This is a genomic window from Bacillus sp. UNC69MF (assembly GCF_000746035.1).
Classification (GTDB): domain Bacteria; phylum Bacillota; class Bacilli; order Bacillales; family Bacillaceae; genus Bacillus; species Bacillus velezensis.
The window spans coordinates 83,697-101,141 of sequence record NZ_JQKM01000003.1 but is presented as its reverse complement, the minus strand read 5'-3'; the positions used below and the strand labels follow the sequence as shown (position 1 = coordinate 101,141).

Genomic DNA, 17,445 nt, shown 5'->3' with positions numbered 1-17,445 from the left:
TTTCACTCCCGATCTATTATTTGTTCACAGTCGTAAATGATTGGTAGAATGCCGGTTTCTCTTGCAGCGCCACAGGCTCTTTCTGTCCGGATTCCTGAGCTTTTACGCACGCGTCAGTTGTCACCGCGGCAATATAACCGTCCCATGCCGTCGGACCGCTGACTTCGCCTTTATTCCGGATCGAATCAATGAAGTCTTGAATTTCCACATCATACGCAGCCACAAATCGGCGCTGCCAATCCATCAGGATATCGGTGCTGAATTTCCCTTCTTTTCTCAAGCTGATGCTTGACGGTTCCGGAAGCTTGATAATGCCGTCTTCCCCGACGATTTCACATTGAATGTCATAGCCGTATTTACAGTTCACGTAGATTTCGGCATTGATGACGATGCCGCCTTTTGTTTCGATGATGACCATCTGCGGATCTTTCAGATGCGGCAGCGCATTTTTTGATTTCTTCGGATAGATCACCTGTACGGATTCATAGTCGTCATTGACGAGCCAGTGGAGGACATCAATTTCATGAACGAGCGTATCGACGACGGCCATGTCCGTTGAATAATTCGATGCGACTGTCGGGTTGCGGTGCGCACAGTGAATCATGAGCGGCTCGCCGACCACGCGGTTGTCAATCGCTTCTTTCAGCTGAACGTAACCGCTGTCATACCTGCGCATGAAACCTACCTGCACCAATCGTTTTCCCGTCTTCATTTCTTCCTCGACAATGCGCATACAGCCTTCTGCCGTTGTCGCAAGCGGCTTTTCACAAAACACGTGCTTGCCGTGCTGAATCGCTTTCAAAACGCTGGACTCGTGAGCCGGGCCCCAGCTTGTCACTAAGACGGCATCCACATTTTCAGCAGCGAGGAGGCTGTCGTCATCAGGATAAACGGAGGCGTTCAAATTGAAATCCTGAACGGTCTGCTGCGCGGCCTCCTGATTCACATCTGTGACAGCGGTAATTTCCGCGCCGGACAGCTTATTTGTGATGCGGTTGATGTGCTCTTTTCCGATAGCACCGGTTCCGATAACACCTATACGTAAATTCATTGATCGCCACTCCTTCTGATAATCAAATAATGGTTCTCGTCTTTCTTTTCCCGCTGCCGTCCTGAGGAGCACCGTACAGTTCCTCCTGTATTTGTTCAAGCGACTTGCCGGACGTATTCGGCGCGAAGACAAGCCCGATGATCATACTGGCCGTCACACATATGAGCAGAATACCGGCCATAAAACCGATGCCGAATTGTGACATGATGACCGGCACAAATAAACTCCAAATTCCGATTGAAATACGGACGAGAAAGAACATGAGCCCTTGTGCTGACGCTCTGTGTTCTGTCGGGAACAGCTCGCTTGCCCACAGCTGGTAGTTCGCCTGCTGGCCGGCTCCGTTATTGATGCCGATCGCTAAGACAAACAAAAGCAGCATCGGGAGCCCCTGAAACGGCAGTAAAAACAGCGACCAGCCGACAACGGCCATACATGCGCAGATTCCGAACACCGTTTTCCGATATTTATCTGCAAAAGGCATGAAGATACAGGCGACGCCGAGCCCGGTGAATATAAACAGGCCCATCTGAAGAATGTTGGCCGTATTTGCGGATACGCCGCCGACCTGCTGGTAGATGTACGGCATGAAGAATCCCATGACGCCCGCTGCGAGATTCCATACGAGAAACACACCCATTAAAAACAAAATGTTCTTGAAAAATTTCGGCTGAAGCAGGTCAAAATAAGATGTTTTTTTCACGGCGGCAGGCCGCTCTTCACTGTTTTTCCAGGCATCCGACTCAGGTAAACGCTTTCTTATCACATATGTGATCAGGGCAATCACCAATAGATGCGCAAAGACAATTTTATTTCCTAAAAGCCCGAGGTCACCGACCAAAACGGATAACAGCAGAACCACAACGGCTCCTGCGGCCCACGCCACCTGCGCCACTCCGCAATGCCTCGCCCGGTTTTTCTCGGGGGCGTTTTCCGCGATAATGGTCCATGAAGCCGTAATATCCGCGCCTACAGAAATCCCGATAATCATGTATCCGCATAACAGCATGGGAAAGTTAAATCCAAACAAAACCAAACAAATTCCTAAGGCGTAGACGAGCATACTGTTTGTGTATACAGCTTTTCGGCCGACCTTATCAGCAAAATACCCGCCGAGCAGCGCTCCGATGGCCGCTGATATCGCATTTGCGCTGAAAGCGCCGAGCAATCCGATCTGGCTGTCGGACAGCTTCAAATAGCTGACCCACATAGATAAACCCGCTGATCCTGCCACAATGGAACCCGCATCAATGTAATTTGCTAATGCTGCGGCGATGGTCCTTTTGCTGAAAGCTGATTCCGCCTTGGCACTATTCATATAAGTCCCCCTCTAATTTGCAGGATCAAGCAGTTCACTGTCGATGTACTTTCTCGCAATCAGCGCGTACTCAAGCGGATTGGCGACTGCCGGGTCTTGTTCGGCTTCGATGACGATCCAGCCTGAATAATCATGACGGACGAGCGTTCGGTATACTTCGGTAAAATCGATGCATCCGTCTCCGGGAACCGTAAAAATGCCCTGTAAAAACGACTGCCTGAATGACTTGCCTTCCTGTCTGCACCGCTCCATAATGTCAAACCGGGCGTCCTTGAAATGAACGTGTCTGATCCGATCCATATGCTTGTTGAGAATCGTCATATAGTCTCCGTCCGAGATATAGGCATGGCCGGTATCATAAAGTAAATGGACATACCGCGGGTCCGTTCCATCCATCAGCCGGTCAACTTCTTCCGCCGTCTGGACGCCTGTGCCGAGATGATGATGAAACGTGAGGTCCAGCCCGTATTCGTCAGCGATTTTCCCGAGACGGTTCAAGCCTTGGCACAGCGTATCCCATTCTTCATCTGAGAAATGCGGTTTTTCCTTAAATACATCAATGTCCAAGCCCTGAACGCTGTACGTCTGTTCAGAAACGATGGCGACATCCGCTCCGACTTTCTGCAAATAATCACAGTGTTCTGTAAATTGTTCAGCCGTTTTTTCAATACCGTCTTGTATGATAAAGCTGCTGAACCATTTCCCCGCAATCCGCAAGTTCCGGAGAGCCAGCTCCTTATTGAGGACGGAGGGTTCAGGGAAAAACCCTCCCACTTCCGTACCTTGAAAGCCGGCGACAACAATATCGCTTAACAAATGCTGCAGCGTATTCCCGGCTCCGATTTCCGGCATATCGTCATTGCGCCACCCAATGGGAGCGATGCCCCACAGAATATCTTGTTTGCCCATCGTGATGCCTCCCCTCTAGTACTGCTTTGCAGACTTCAGCTTCGTCTCTTTCGCTTCGTATGCCCGCTGAACGCTTTCCTGCTCCGACACTTCCGCCACGCCGACATGCCACCAGCTGTCATAGCCGTCCGTCATCGTTTTCGGCAGAACCTTCATTTCAATTAAAGTGGATACGTCTTGCGTTTTCGCATCTTCAAGCGCCGCTTTCAGTTCTTCAACCGTATTGGCTCTGTATGTTTTAGCGCCGTAGCCCTCTGCCACCTTCGCGTAATCAACGTTTAAAATCTGATTGTCCTCTGTGCGGAACTCGCAGAAATAACTGCCGCTCCCGTGATCCATCTGCAGGTTGTTGATACAGCCGAATCCGGAGTTGTCAAAAAGCAGGACATTGATTTTTTTGTTATATTGAAGCGCGGTAATCAGCTCTGAGTGCAGCATCAGAAAGCTTCCGTCGCCGACGAGTGAATAGACTTCTTTGTCGGGATGGGCCAGCTTGAGGCCGAGCGTGCCTGATACTTCATACCCCATGCAGGAATAGCCGTACTCGAGGTGGTACGTATTCGGGACATTGGAATGCCACAGCCGCTGCAGATCCCCCGGAAGAGATCCCGCCGAACTGATGACGACGCTGTCTTCAGGAATCGTGTCATTGATGGTCAACAGCGCCGTTGTCTGCGGCAGCTCAGTCCCGAGCGCGTCGGCATACTCGTTTAACACGTCCTGTGAGAAATGGTTTTTTATTTCCGGTTTGAACGCGTCACGTGTAAAAGTGACCTTTCCGAGCCGGTCCCGTTCAGCAAGCCATTCATCTTTCCAGTCTTTAATCGCCGTGCCGAATGCACTTTTATATCCGTCTAATAAGCCGTGCAGCCTGCCGAGCGTCACTTTCGCATCGGCTACGACCTGAAACGCGTCAAGCTTGTAAGCCTGCATGCGGCTGACGTTGATATTCAAAAATTTTGCTTTGTCAAAATCAAACGCCGTTTTCGAGGATGTCGCAAAGTCCGTGTACCGTGTGCCGACACCGATGATCAGATCAGCCTGACGGGCGGCTTTGTTTGCGGCGAGGGTGCCCGTGATGCCCATGCCGCCCAGATTGTTGGCAAAATCGGCTTCAACCGTTGACTTGCCGGCCTGCGTTTCGACAAGCGGAATGCCGTATGTTTCAGAAAGCGCGATTAATTCCTCACGCGCGCCGGAGTACTTTGCGCCTCCGCCCACTAAAATGACGGGACGGCTGCTCTCCTTAATTCTCTCCGCGGCGCCTTTCAGTTCACGCTCGCTCGGCTGCATCCGGTCAATGTAATGAACGCGTTTTTCAAAGAAGCTTTCATCAAAATCAAATGCTTCTCCCTCTACATCCTGAGAAATGCAGATGGTCGCCGGACCCGCTTTTGCCGGATCTGTCATCACTTCAAACGCCCGGATTAAGCTGCTCATCAGCTGCTCGGGGCGGGTGATGCGGTCCCAATAGCGGGACACGGGCTTTAACGCATCGTTTGTTGTGACGGCGGCACTGTATTCCTGCTCCACCTGCTGAAGCACCGGGTCAGGCTGCCTCGTCGCAAAGGTATCGGCCGGAAGCAGCAGCACCGGGATATGATTGGCCAGCGCCGTACCCGCGGCAGCCGTCAAGTTAGCGGCACCCGGACCGACCGATGTCGATACCGCGTAAATTTTTCTTCTCAGCATCTGCTTGCTGTATGCCATCGCGGCATGCGCCATGCCTTGTTCGTTTTTGCCTTGATAGACTTTCAGGTGCCCGGCGTCCTGCTCAAGCGCCTGCCCGATCCCCAACACATTTCCGTGGCCGAAAATCGTGAAGATGCCCTCAACGAACGGCTCTTCTTTTCCGTCAACATGAATGTACTGCCGGTTCAAGAATTGAATCAGCGCTTGTGCTGTCGTTAAGCGAATTGTCTTACCCACAAACGATCCCACCTTTTATACGTTCTATTTACCGTTAAGACTGTGCTGCGCTTCAATCAGTTCGATGATTTCACCGGCAGCCGGCATTGCTTCTGAGGAGCTGTGTTTGCTGACGACGATGGAAGCGGAAGCGCTCCCGTATTTTAAAGCCGTTTCAATATCCCGGCCGCTGACAAGTCCGTAGATGAAGGCTGACGCATAGGAATCACCCGCTCCGAAGGTCTTCAGCACCTTTGTTTTATAGGCATGCGCCCGGAAAACTTCTCCCGATCTGCTGTATGCGTATGATCCGTCAACGCCGTGCTTAATGACGACAAGATCGGCGGAATGCGCAAACAAATGGCGGACGGTTTCATCGTTATTTCCGCCGCTGCGGTTTTCCATTACGTCAAATTCGTCACGCGTACCGATGACGATATCGGATTGTTCCGCCACCAGCGTGTAGTACACGGCTGTTTCTTCTGCCGATTGCCATGTATACGGACGGTAGTCGAGCTCAAACACGACTTTTACGTCATGTTTTTTTGCGATATGCACCGCTTTTAAGACGGCTTCGCGCGACGGGCTTTTCGCAAGCGCCGTACCTGATACGAGCAGCATTTTCGCGTTTGCGATGTAGCCTTCATTGACTTCGGACGGCTCAAGATACAAATCCGCCACGTCATCCCGGTACATCAGAATGCTGCACTCTTCGGGACTGAGAATTTCGGTAAAAGCGAGCCCGGCTTTGCGTCCTTCTCTGTCAACGGTCATTTGTGACGTATCAACGCCCTTTCCCTGCATATAAGAAACGATGAATCTGCCGTGCTGATCGTCCGGGATTTTGCCGATAAAACCGGCTTTTAATCCGAGCTTGGCGCTGCCGATCGCAATATTTGCCGGGGAACCGCCGACATATTTAGAAAACGTCATCGTTTCTTCCATCGGCCGGTTGTATTCCGCCGCGTTCAAATCAATACACGCGCGTCCGATCGCGACAATATCAAACTCTTTTTCTTCATTAAACGTATATTTCATCGTTGTCTGCCACTCCTCACTTGTTAGCGTTCCAGGATCCATTCATGGGCCGGATCATTATGAAACTTCCATTTTCGTGTCGGTCCCGCCATTACATTCAGGTAGTAAGAGGTATACCCGTCCGGAACACCAACCGGGTGATAGCCCGCCGGTACGATGACAACGTTTTCATTTTCTGCGGTCATCGTCTCGTCAATCGAGCGGTCGTCCGTGTACACACGCTGGAAGACAAACCCCTGCGGCGGGTCCGTTTCATGGTAATAGGTTTCTTCTAAAAAGGATTCAGCCGGCAGATTGTCTTGGTCATGTTTATGAGGCGGGTAGCTCGACCAGTTGCCGCTGTCCGTGTAAACTTCAACAACGAGAAGGCTGTTTGCCGATGGATCTGAATCGGGGAGAATATTATGAACGGTTCGTTTGTTTGCCAGCTTGCCGCGATGTTCCACACCGTTGTCTTCCGCTTTAATCAGCTTTGTCGGAAGCTGGTGTTCGGACGGAGAATAGCACAGCGCGACCCTCGCCCCGCTGACCGCTGTGATTTCAAAAGAGCGGTCATTGGACACATAAACGCTGTCCGTCGGTTTTCTTTCAAATACGCTTTCACGGGTGCCGATGCTTTCAAATGTCTGATCATAATCAGTGACGGTGATTTTTCCCGTTACCGCAACGATGCAGCACTCCGTCTTTTTCAAATCCTCTGTATATGCGGAACCGGGAGTGAGGTCAACGACTTTAAATCCGACGTATTTGAGGTCTGAATTGGCTGAAGTGACGTCATGTATGATGTTCACGCCTTGAGAAATCTCATCGGCCTGCGGTTTGCGCAGCAAATGACTCATGTTTATTCCTCCTTAATGGATGGTAAAAGAAAACCCGGACGGAATCACAAAGCCGTCCGGGCCGGCTGTCAGATCAATTGAAGTCAGGAGACGGGTATCGTGCCGTCACGACTTTTTTACGTGTATAGAAGTCGACGCTGTCTTTTCCGTTTGCGTGCAATGTGCCGAAGAAAGAAGACTTCCAGCCAGAGAACGGGAAGAATGCCATCGGCGCCGGGACGCCAAGGTTGATGCCGAGCATTCCCGCGTCAATATTCTCACGGAAGTAGCGGATCGCGTTCGCATTTGAAGTGAACAGACACGCGCCGTTCGCAAATTCAGACTGGTTGGCGATGTCCACCGCTTCTTTTAAGTTTTTCACGCGGATGACCGACAGAACGGGCGCAAAGATTTCATCTTTCCAGATCGTCATATCCGTCGTCACGTTGTCAAAAATCGTCGGTCCGACGAAATAGCCGTCTTCCGTTGCGTTTTCACGCCCGTCACAAAGAAGTCTCGCTCCTTCTTCGATGCCTTTTTCAATATAGCTGTGCGTGCGTTTTTTGTTGTCCTCGCGGATGACCGGGCCTAAGAACACGCCGTCATCCAGTCCGTTTCCGATCTTGATGTCCGCTGCTTTTTCCTGTAATTTCGAAATAAACTCATCGGCGATTCCTTCTTCAACCGTCACAACCGCGCATGCCATGCAGCGCTCTCCTGCCGAACCGAATGCCGCGCCGATAATGTTTGCGACCGTATCTTCAAGGTGGGCGTCATTCAGCACGATCGTATGGTTTTTCGCGCCCGTTAACGCCTGCACGCGTTTCAAATGTTCGCTGCCTTTTTTGAAAACATACTCGCCGACAGGTTTTGAACCGACGAATGAGATGGCTTTAATATCCGGATGTTCAAGAACGCCGTTTACGACGTCATGCGCGCCGTGCACGACATTGAAGACGCCCTTCGGCAGACCGGCCTGTTCAAACAGCTCTGCCAGTTTTTCCGTTAACAGCGGCGTGCGCTCAGACGGCTTCAGAATGAACGTATTTCCTAACGAAATTGCCATCGGGAACATCCAGCACGGGACCATCATCGGGAAGTTGAACGGTGCGATACCTCCGACCACCCCGATCGGATAGCGGTAGTTCGCCGCCTCTACATCCGTCGCAATAGAGGCAAGTGAATCGCCCATCATGAGTGACGGCGCGCCCGCTGCGAATTCGACGTTTTCAATTCCGCGACCCACTTCACCGAGTGCCTCCGTCGTGTTTTTACCGTTTTCCAAAGTAATCAGACGGGCAAGCTCTTCTTTGTTCTGCTGGAGAAGCTGCTGATAGTTAAATAGAATTCTCGCACGGCGCGGCACTGCCGTCTTTGACCATGTTTGAAATGCCTCTGACGCTGAGCGGACGGCGTATTCCACATCCTCCCGCGTAGAAATCGGAACCTGGCACATCACTTCTTTTGTAGCCGGATTGACAACGTCTTCATATTGATCTGTCTTACTTTCAACCCATTCACCATTGATGTAGTTTTTCAGTTTTCTGATCTCTGCCATTCTCATTGCCTCCTTAAATAGTAAACATCCTGTTCAGCTGGATAATAACGGATGAATATATTCATCTTTTACATATAAAAGACATGAATTAAACGCTTACAAATGCTAAAATGATGGTGACTCCCAATCTTTCCATGTAAAAGTTGGTCATGTACCGGAAAAAGCAAACGGTTACATCTTTCACTTTTGATTTTACAGGTTATGTTTTGGTCATTTCTTGGTTACATTGTAAGCCCAACACATCTTCAAGTCAATCTAAAAAATCAAAATTTTTTCATTATTTTTATCATACTTTTTTTGATCGGGAAAACAGGAACTTGGAGAACCGTGTCGAATCGTACGGCGTGAACCCTCTTTTTTATCATTTGTTAAGTAACTATTGATTAACTCTTGGTGTTTATTATATATTTTAATTACTTTAAGAATTCTAGAAGGAGTTTTTTTATGAAACTGATGCGGATTCAGGAGATGGAAGATTACATTCTCAAACACGGAGCCACTTCGCTGGATGAGCTGTGCGAGGTATTCAACGTCTCTAAAAACACGGTCAGACGCGATATTAATAAGCTTGCGGAAAAAGGGGTTATCAAAAAGGTGTACGGCGGCGTGACATCAGCCGAAAAATCTGTGCTCGTCCCTTTTGAGAACCGCACCATTCAACATCAGGACGAAAAAATCAAAATCGCCCGCTATGCGTCACGGTTTATCGAGGATCACGATCTTGTATTTATTGATTCCGGCACGACGACCAAATCGATGCTGGAGACGCTTGATCCCGATAAGAATGTGACGGTTTTGACGAACAGCCTTGATATTATTAACGCTGCTTCATCCATGAAAAATATCGACCTGATCATCATCGGCAATAATTACAAGCGGAAGACAAGGTCGTTTGTCGGCATTGATGATCCGAGCACACTCAATAAATACAACATTAACAAGGCGTTCATGTCCGCTACCGGGACAACGATCACCCACGGCCTGACGAATTCCGACTTACTGGAATACGAGGTGAAAAAGAGAATTTCCGAAAAGGCGAACGAAGTGTATCTGCTCGCGGATCATTCCAAATTCGGCAAATCCACGCTTTTGACATACGCGCCTTTCGACCGGCTTCACAGCATTGTCACTTCTCAGCAGCTCGATGAGGAATATACGAAGTATTGCCAAGAGCATCAAATCGACATTCACTTGGCATAGCGTTATAGTTAATAGAGAACGCTGCCGTATTTTTCCGGCAGCCGCTATGATATCCAATTTTTTCAGGGGGCGAAAACATGAGCAAAGTAACAATCGGCAAAACTGACCTAAAGGTATTTCCGATCGGTTTGGGAACAAATGCGGTCGGCGGACACAATCTCTACCCGAATCTGAATGAAGAGACGGGAAAAGAATTGGTCCGGGAAGCGATTAAAAGCGGCGTTACCATGTTAGATACTGCCTATATTTACGGTGTGGGCCGTTCTGAAGAATTAATCGGCGAGGTGCTGAAAGAATGCAAACGCGAGGATGTCTTCATCGCCACAAAAGCCGCTCACAGAAAAGAAGGCGATGACTTTGTTTTCGACAACTCACCGGCCTTTTTGAAACAATCGGTCGAAGACAGCCTGAAACGCCTGCAGACTGATTACATCGATTTATTCTACATCCATTTCCCGGATGAGCACACGCCGAAGGACGAAGCCGTTCAAGCATTGAATGAGCTGAAAAAAGAAGGAAAAATCCGTTCCATCGGCGTATCCAATTTCTCTTTGGAACAGCTGAAAGAAGCCAATAAAGACGGCTTAGTCGACGTGATTCAAGGAGAATACAACCTGCTGAACCGTGAGGCGGAAAAGACTTTCTTCCCTTATACGACAGAACACGGCATCTCATTCATTCCGTACTTCCCGCTCGTATCCGGACTGCTGGCCGGCAAATACGACGAGAACACAACCTTCCCTGAAGGCGACCTGCGCAATGACCAGGCGCATTTCCAAGGGGAGCAGTTTAAAGAAAACATCAAAAAAGTCAACCAGCTCAAACCGATTGCCGAAAAGCACAATGCCGATACGGCGCATATCGTGCTTGCCTGGTACTTGGCGAGACCTGAAATCGATATCCTGATTCCGGGCGCCAAACGCGCGGATCAATTAAAAGACAACATGAAAGCAGCCTCCATTACGCTATCTGCTGAAGAAATCGCGTTTATCGACAAGCTGTTTTCCTAAGAAAAAAAACACGCCTTTTAAAAGGGGCGTGTTTTTTTTATGTTTATATTTTTCTCTTCGGGGAATGAAATAGTTATCTAAATAAACTATTATGCGTTCCAAAAGATGAGGAGGATCATCTGTGAAGAAAAACACCAAAAAATACCTGATTTACTTTTTCGGAGCATTAGGCGGGCTGCTTTACGGCTATGACACCGGTGTGATTTCAGGGGCTTTGTTATTTATTAACAATGATATTCCTTTAAACACGCTGACCGAGGGATTGGTCGTCAGCATGCTGCTGCTCGGTGCGATTTTCGGGTCCGCATTAAGCGGGACATGCTCTGACCGATGGGGCCGGAGAAAAGTGGTTTTCGTCCTTTCACTCATTTTTATTATCGGCGCGCTTGCCTGTGCGGCTTCGCAAACCGTCACCATGCTGATTATCTCCCGTGTCATACTCGGGTTAGCCGTCGGGGGCTCAACGGCGCTTGTTCCCGTTTATCTATCTGAGATGGCGCCGACGAAAATACGCGGAACGCTCGGCACATTGAATAACTTAATGATTGTAACCGGAATTTTACTCGCATATATCGTGAATTACATATTCACCCCGTTTGAAGCTTGGCGCTGGATGGTCGGTCTCGCCGCAGTACCGGCGGCGCTTTTATTAATCGGAATCGCGTTTATGCCGGAATCTCCGAGATGGCTCGTCAAACGCGGCCGTGAGAAGGAAGCCAGACAAGTCATGGAAATGACCCACGACAAAGAGGATATCGCCGTTGAATTGGCGGAAATGAAACAAGGAGAAGCCGAGAAAAAAGAATCTACGCTCGGCTTGCTGAAAGCCAAATGGATCCGTCCTATGCTGCTGATCGGGATCGGCCTTGCCATCTTCCAGCAGGCGGTCGGTATCAACACGGTGATTTACTATGCGCCGACCATCTTTACAAAGGCCGGACTCGGCACTTCGGCGTCCGTTCTCGGCACGATGGGCATCGGTGTCTTAAACGTCATCATGTGTATCACCGCCATGATCTTAATTGACCGGATCGGCCGGAAAAAACTGCTGATGTGGGGAAGCGTCGGCATTACCTTGAGCCTGGCGTCACTATCAGCCATTCTCCTTCTGGCCGGCCTGTCAGCTTCAACAGCATGGCTGACCGTGCTGTTTCTCGGCATCTATATCGTCTTCTACCAGGCGACCTGGGGTCCCGTCGTATGGGTTCTGATGCCGGAGCTGTTCCCGTCAAACGCACGCGGAGCCGCAACCGGATTTACGACATTGATCCTGTCGGCAACCAACCTGATCGTTTCACTGGTATTCCCGCTTATGCTGAGCGCTATGGGCATCGGCTGGGTATTCGGAATATTCTCAGTCATTTGCCTCTCATCCTTCTTCTTCGCCGCTTACATCGTTCCTGAAACGAAGGGCAGAAGTTTAGAAGAAATCGAAACGCACTTGAAAAAACGGTTCTCCTTAAAGAAGCGCAGCAAACAAAATCAAATTCTTAAACAGCGCACACTGTAATAAAAAAAGGAATCGCCCCCGCTGGGCGATTCCTTTTTGGCGTCATACCATAACTTTGCAGATGTCATTCGTAAATTCGACCGGATCATGGATCGGCAGCCCTTCAATCAGAAGCGCCTGATTGTAGAGAAGATTTGTGTATAATGCCAGCTTTTCCCGATCTTGTCCGTGCGCGTTCTTTAACGCCTCAAACACTTCGTGATTCGGGTTGATTTCCAGCACTTTTTCCGCTTTGACCTGCTGGCTGTCAGGCATGGCGTTTAATACTTTTTCCATTTCGATCGTCACTTCGCCGTCTGTCGCAAAGCATACCGGATGGGATTTTAAACGTTTCGACGCTCTGACGTTCTTTACTTTATCCGCAAGAATCTCTTTCATGCTTTCGAACAGGTCTTTATATTCGTTCTCTTCGGCTTCAGTCTGCTTTTCATCCTCATCACTGTCGATGCCTAAGTCGGCGCTTGATACGGATTTGAATTCTTTTTCCTCATAGCTTGTCAGCATTTTGATCGCGAATTCATCAATATCTTCCGTGAAGTATAAAATTTCGTAGCCTTTGTCCGCCACCATTTCAGTTTGCGGCAGCTTTTCAATCCGCTCATATGAATCGCCGGACGCGTAATAGATATATTTTTGATCCTCAGGCATTCTGGACACATATTCGTCCAGAGTGACGAGCTTTTTCTCCTTAGATGAATAGAAGAGAAGCAGATCTTTTAAGACATCTTTATTCGCGCCGAAATCATTATAGACGCCGAATTTGAGCTGTCTGCCGAAAGATTCATAGAAAGATTCATATTTTTCTCTTTTGTTCTTCAGCAGGCTCTTCAGCTCGGCTTTGATTTTTTTATTGATGTTTTTCGCAATCAGCTTCAGCTGGCGGTCGTGCTGCAGCATCTCTCTGGAAATGTTCAGCGACAGATCCTCAGAATCGACCATGCCTTTTACAAAACTGAAATGGTCCGGAAGCAGGTCGGCGCATTTGTTCATGATCAGCACGCCGTTGGAATACAGCTCCAATCCTTTTTCGAATTCCTTCGTATAATAGTCAAACGGCATGTTTTCCGGAATAAACAAAATCGAATTGTAGCGCACCGCTCCATCGACGCTGATATGCACATGGGTCAGCGGTTTATCAAAGCCGTAATGCTTCTCGGCGTAAAAAGCCTCGTAATCTTCATCCGTCAGCTCGCTTTTATTTTTTCTCCAGATCGGCACCATGCTGTTGACCGTCTGTTCTTCCTGAACTTCTTCAAATTCGTTCTCGCTGCCCTCTTTCGGCTTGTTGACCGTCTCTTCCATTTTGATCGGGTAGCGGATAAAATCAGAGTACTTTTTCACGATCGCTTTGATGCGGTAGTTTTCTAAAAACTCATCATAGCTTTCATCTTCTGTGTTTTCTTTTATTTTCAAGGTGATTTCCGTACCGACGGTTTCCTTGTCACACGGCGCGATCGTGTAGCCGGCAGCCCCTTCCGACTCCCATACATACGCCTCGTCACTGCCGAGCGCCTTACTTTTCACCGTGACTTTATCAGCCACCATAAACGCCGCATAAAATCCGACGCCGAACTGGCCGATAATGTCATGGCCATCTTTCGTGTCATTTTCTTGCTTGAAAGCGAGTGAACCGCTTTTCGCAATCGTGCCGAGATGCTGTTCAAGCTCGTCTTTTGTCATCCCGATACCGGTATCTGTGACGGTGAGCGTTCTCGCTTCTTTGTCCGCCGTCACTTTTATGTAGTAATTGTCTTGATCAAACGTTAATGAATCATCGGTTAACGCCTTGTAATAGATTTTGTCAATCGCATCGCTCGCGTTGGAAATTAACTCGCGGAGAAAAATTTCCTTCTGCGTGTAAATGGAGTTAATCATCATGTCCAGCAATCGCTTGGATTCTGCTTTAAACTTTTTTTTCCGCACTTCAGATCTCTCCTTTAATTATGCTTTGATGTTATGTAAAATCTTTTCAGCATCTATTTATCATATACAGTGACAATTGTCAACTAGGATTAGCAGATGCATATATTGTAAATTTAACATGTTAATGGATTCATTTCACCCATTTTATCAATAAAAAAGAGAGAATGTTGATCATCCTCTCCTCTCTGCTTCTTTCCGGCTGCCGAATTCCTTCTTCATCCATATGTATGACGGGTAGAAAAACAAACTAAATAAGATAAGAGATCCCAAGTTTCGCAAAGACTCATGAAGAACATTTCTTACAGTGAGAGGAAATGTGATGTCCTGAAATAGAATAGAGATAACGGTGTAAATCACAAATCCCATAGGAACAATGGCATAACAATAAAACGCTATCTCCTTCTTATGCTGTATCTTCAAAATATGTAAACCTCCCAATGATGTATATACATAATATTAACATATTTAATAGGTATTTAGAAACAGACCTCCGTATGTTTATCCCCCTATTCAGCGGGAACAGATATAAAAAAAGGAGGAATCGCAATATGGGAAGATTAACAGACAAAACCGCAATCATCACAGGGGCCGCGACAGGCATCGGACAAGCGACGGCACGGGTTTTCGCCGATGAAGGCGCCCGCGTGATCTGCGGTGACATCAATGAAAGCGAACTGAATGAAACCGTCAGCGCCATCAGAAAAAACGGCGGAGAAGCAGAAGCCTTTCACCTTGATGTATCAGACGAAGAAAACGTAAAGTCTTTTGCGGATGGCATTCAGCAAAAGTACGGAACAATTGATATTCTGTTTAACAATGCTGGTGTTGACCAAGAGGGCGGAAAAGTCCATGAATACCCGGTCGACCTGTTTGACCGGATCATCGCCGTCGATCTGCGCGGCACATTTCTTTGCAGCAAATACCTGATTCCGCTCATGCTCGAAAAAGGAGGCTCCATCATCAACACCTCCTCCATGTCCGGCCGGGCCGCAGACCTTGACCGCTCAGGCTATAACGCCGCAAAAGGCGGAATCACGAACCTGACGAGAGCGATGGCCATTGATTACGCCAGAAGCGGAATCCGCGTCAATTCCTTATCGCCGGGGACGATTGAAACGCCGCTCATTGATAAATTGGCAGGCACGACAGAAGACGAAATGGGCGAAGCGTTCCGTGAAGCCAACAAATGGATCACGCCGCTCGGCCGGCTCGGAAAACCGGAAGAAATGGCAGCCGTCGCGCTCTTCCTCGCTTCAGACGACAGCTCTTACGTCACGGGAGAAGACATCACCGCAGACGGCGGCATCATGGCATACACTTGGCCGGGAAAAATGCTGATTGATAAGAAGTGGAAGGAAGAGACGGAGTGACGGCGAAAAAGAAACAAGCCAGTGCAAAAACACTGGCTGAACAAGCTGAGGGCGGGTTACTTAAACCAGCCCTTTTCTTTTGATCGGGTAATGGCTTCAATTCGATTTTTCACTTCTAATTTATCCAGGATCATCGAAACGTAATTGCGGACTGTGCCGCTTTTGATGCTGAGGGCGTTTGCGATTTCTTTCGTGTTTTTCCCGTCTGCGACAAGCTCGAGCACCTCTTTTTCCCGTTCGGTCAGCGGGTTTTCTTCACTATAGATGTCCTCCATTAATTCAGGGGCGTAGACGCGTCTTCCTTTCATGACGCTGCGGATGGCGCTGACGAGCTCATCGCTCGGGCTGTCCTTGAGCATGTACCCGCTGACGCCTGCTTTTAGCGCCCGCTGAAAATAGCCGGAGCGGGCAAAGGTCGTCAAAATGATGATTTTCACACCGCTGTCCTTGAGTTCTTCTGCCGCTTCAAGACCTGATTTCCCGGGCATTTCGATATCCATCAGACAGATGTCGGGCGCATGTTTTTCCACGAAATCGATGGCATCCTGGCCGCTTGTGCCTTTGCCGACAACCGTCATATCCTCTTCTAAATTCAACAGTGAACCGAGTGCGCCGAGCAGCATTTGCTGATCCTCGGCAATGAAGATGTTGATCATCTGCTACCATCCTTTTCTTTTGATTTTGAATCATTCGGGATTCTCATGGTCAGCTTTGTTCCGGCGGCTGTATCGATGGCTAAACTGCCGTTTGCGAATTCAAGACGTTCCCTCATTCCAAGCAGGCCGTGCCCCTTTGAAAAAAAGCGATCTTCTTTGCATTGAAAGCTGCCGTCATCTTCCACCGTAATGACAACCTCTTTCCAAAGCTGCTGAATGGTGATGCGGCATACTTTGGCGCCGCTGTGCTTCACGACATTGGTGACGGCTTCTTTTATGCACATGCTGACGATGTTTTCGTTCAGCAGAGAGATATGTTTTGGCGCTTCTTTTTCTTCATACACAAATTCAATTCCTGCCGCTTCAAGAATTTGCCGAACATTGCCGAGCTCATCCTTCAATCGGATGCCTTTCATCGATGAAACGATTTTTCTGACCTCATTTAAGGAGGTGCGGGCCGTCTGCTGCACGCTTTTCAGCTCAGTGCGGGCCTGTTCGGGGTCCTTGTAAATCAGCTTTCGGGCGAGGTCGCTTTTCAGTCCGATTAAGGAGAGCTTTTGTCCAAGTGTATCGTGAAGGTCCCGGGCGATTCGCTGCCTTTCTTCCAGCTTCACAAGATCGGCGATTCGCTCATTTGCATATTCTAATTTCTCTTCAAGGCGCTCCCGTGCCTTTCTGCTTCGAATGCTGAGCGGGAGCAGGATGGCACTGATCAATGTAATGACGATAAACGGTATTTGTGTCAAAAACCACTCTTTTTTCAGAACAAGGCTGAAGTTGACGGCAACCGCCGCACTGATGATATGAATGTAATATAAGATGTAAAAAGGAACTTTGTCTCGGATATGGCCGATGAAGTAGGCGATAAAGAAGGCGAAGTAAATATAGCTGAACAGCATAACTGAGCCGGTCGAAATGCCGATCAGAAGAAGCGCCCATAAGTAAAGCGGCCAGCCTTTTGCAACAAATGCGAAGCGGTATGCGCCAAAGAAAACAAGTGTGAAAATGATGCCGGCCACGATGACAAAGGTAGAAGAGCTTTTAAAAATAAAATAAAAAGGCAAGATGAAAAAAATCATCCATATATAAGGAGAAATCCCGTTCAGTTTTTGAAATTTAAAATATTTCTTCATCCTTATTCCACCTTCTGCTGCTTGTGTCTACCATCACTTTATC

15 protein-coding genes are annotated in these 17,445 nt (G+C 48.5%); 4 read left to right on the top strand and 11 right to left on the bottom strand.

The genetic code is table 11. The annotated features are described in order from the left end of the window. Positions 1-16: 16 nt before the first annotated feature. From BR62_RS0100475 to iolA, 7 genes are all read right to left on the bottom strand, one after another. Positions 17-1,051, bottom strand: coding sequence for a bifunctional inositol 2-dehydrogenase/D-chiro-inositol 1-dehydrogenase (locus BR62_RS0100475; protein ID WP_015418570.1), 1,035 nt, complete (start codon positions 1,049-1,051; stop codon positions 17-19). Between the two features lie 22 nt (positions 1,052-1,073). Beyond that, a complete protein-coding gene (locus BR62_RS0100470; protein WP_020958070.1) occupies positions 1,074-2,369 on the bottom strand; it encodes an MFS transporter in 1,296 nt (431 codons plus the stop codon). A 12-nt stretch (positions 2,370-2,381) separates the two neighbouring features. After that, positions 2,382-3,278 carry a myo-inosose-2 dehydratase gene (gene iolE / locus BR62_RS0100465; protein ID WP_032869307.1) on the bottom strand — a complete coding sequence of 299 codons (897 nt, stop codon included), beginning with the start codon at positions 3,276-3,278 and terminating at the stop codon, positions 2,382-2,384. A 15-nt stretch (positions 3,279-3,293) separates the two neighbouring features. Then, positions 3,294-5,207 (bottom strand): 3D-(3,5/4)-trihydroxycyclohexane-1,2-dione acylhydrolase (decyclizing), encoded by a 1,914-nt coding sequence (gene iolD / locus BR62_RS0100460; protein ID WP_032869305.1) that lies wholly within the window; start codon positions 5,205-5,207, stop codon positions 3,294-3,296. A gap of 24 nt (positions 5,208-5,231) precedes the next feature. Continuing rightward, entirely contained in the window at positions 5,232-6,224 is a 993-nt protein-coding gene (gene iolC, locus BR62_RS0100455) for a 5-dehydro-2-deoxygluconokinase (RefSeq protein WP_007407838.1), read from the bottom strand. Positions 6,225-6,247: 23 nt separating this feature from the next. Beyond that, positions 6,248-7,063 (bottom strand): 5-deoxy-glucuronate isomerase, encoded by an 816-nt coding sequence (gene iolB, locus BR62_RS0100450; RefSeq protein ID WP_012118847.1) that lies wholly within the window; start codon positions 7,061-7,063, stop codon positions 6,248-6,250. Positions 7,064-7,136: 73 nt separating this feature from the next. Further along, positions 7,137-8,600 carry a methylmalonate-semialdehyde dehydrogenase gene (gene iolA / locus BR62_RS0100445; RefSeq protein ID WP_032869303.1) on the bottom strand — a complete coding sequence of 488 codons (1,464 nt, stop codon included), beginning with the start codon at positions 8,598-8,600 and terminating at the stop codon, positions 7,137-7,139. A 444-nt stretch (positions 8,601-9,044) separates the two neighbouring features. On the opposite strand from iolA, the gene BR62_RS0100440 reads away from it, so the two are divergent. From BR62_RS0100440 to BR62_RS0100430, 3 genes are all read left to right on the top strand, one after another. Continuing rightward, positions 9,045-9,800, top strand: a complete 756-nt coding sequence (locus tag BR62_RS0100440) for a DeoR/GlpR family DNA-binding transcription regulator (protein WP_007407842.1) — start codon at positions 9,045-9,047, stop codon at positions 9,798-9,800. 77 nt (positions 9,801-9,877) lie between these two features. Then, positions 9,878-10,810 carry an aldo/keto reductase gene (locus tag BR62_RS0100435; RefSeq protein ID WP_015240911.1) on the top strand — a complete coding sequence of 311 codons (933 nt, stop codon included), beginning with the start codon at positions 9,878-9,880 and terminating at the stop codon, positions 10,808-10,810. Positions 10,811-10,931: 121 nt separating this feature from the next. After that, entirely contained in the window at positions 10,932-12,320 is a 1,389-nt protein-coding gene (locus tag BR62_RS0100430; RefSeq protein ID WP_032869301.1) for a sugar porter family MFS transporter, read from the top strand. 42 nt (positions 12,321-12,362) lie between these two features. On the opposite strand, the gene htpG is transcribed toward BR62_RS0100430, so the two are convergent. Together htpG and BR62_RS19795 are read right to left on the bottom strand one after the other, a co-directional pair. Continuing rightward, positions 12,363-14,243 (bottom strand): molecular chaperone HtpG, encoded by a 1,881-nt coding sequence (gene htpG, locus BR62_RS0100425; protein WP_032869299.1) that lies wholly within the window; start codon positions 14,241-14,243, stop codon positions 12,363-12,365. A gap of 171 nt (positions 14,244-14,414) precedes the next feature. Next, positions 14,415-14,663, bottom strand: a complete 249-nt coding sequence (locus tag BR62_RS19795; RefSeq protein ID WP_032869297.1) for a hypothetical protein — start codon at positions 14,661-14,663, stop codon at positions 14,415-14,417. A 128-nt stretch (positions 14,664-14,791) separates the two neighbouring features. On the opposite strand from BR62_RS19795, the gene BR62_RS0100415 reads away from it, so the two are divergent. After that, positions 14,792-15,613, top strand: a complete 822-nt coding sequence (locus tag BR62_RS0100415) for an SDR family oxidoreductase (protein ID WP_007407847.1) — start codon at positions 14,792-14,794, stop codon at positions 15,611-15,613. Between the two features lie 56 nt (positions 15,614-15,669). Here the strand turns inward: BR62_RS0100415 and BR62_RS0100410 are convergent, their stop codons facing one another. Beyond that, positions 15,670-16,269: a response regulator transcription factor gene (locus BR62_RS0100410; protein ID WP_007407848.1), complete on the bottom strand. Its 600-nt coding sequence runs from the start codon at positions 16,267-16,269 to the stop codon at positions 15,670-15,672. Further along, entirely contained in the window at positions 16,266-17,402 is a 1,137-nt protein-coding gene (locus BR62_RS0100405) for a sensor histidine kinase (RefSeq protein ID WP_032869296.1), read from the bottom strand. The genes BR62_RS0100410 and BR62_RS0100405 overlap by 4 nt, the downstream gene beginning before the upstream one ends. Positions 17,403-17,445: the final 43 nt, after the last annotated feature.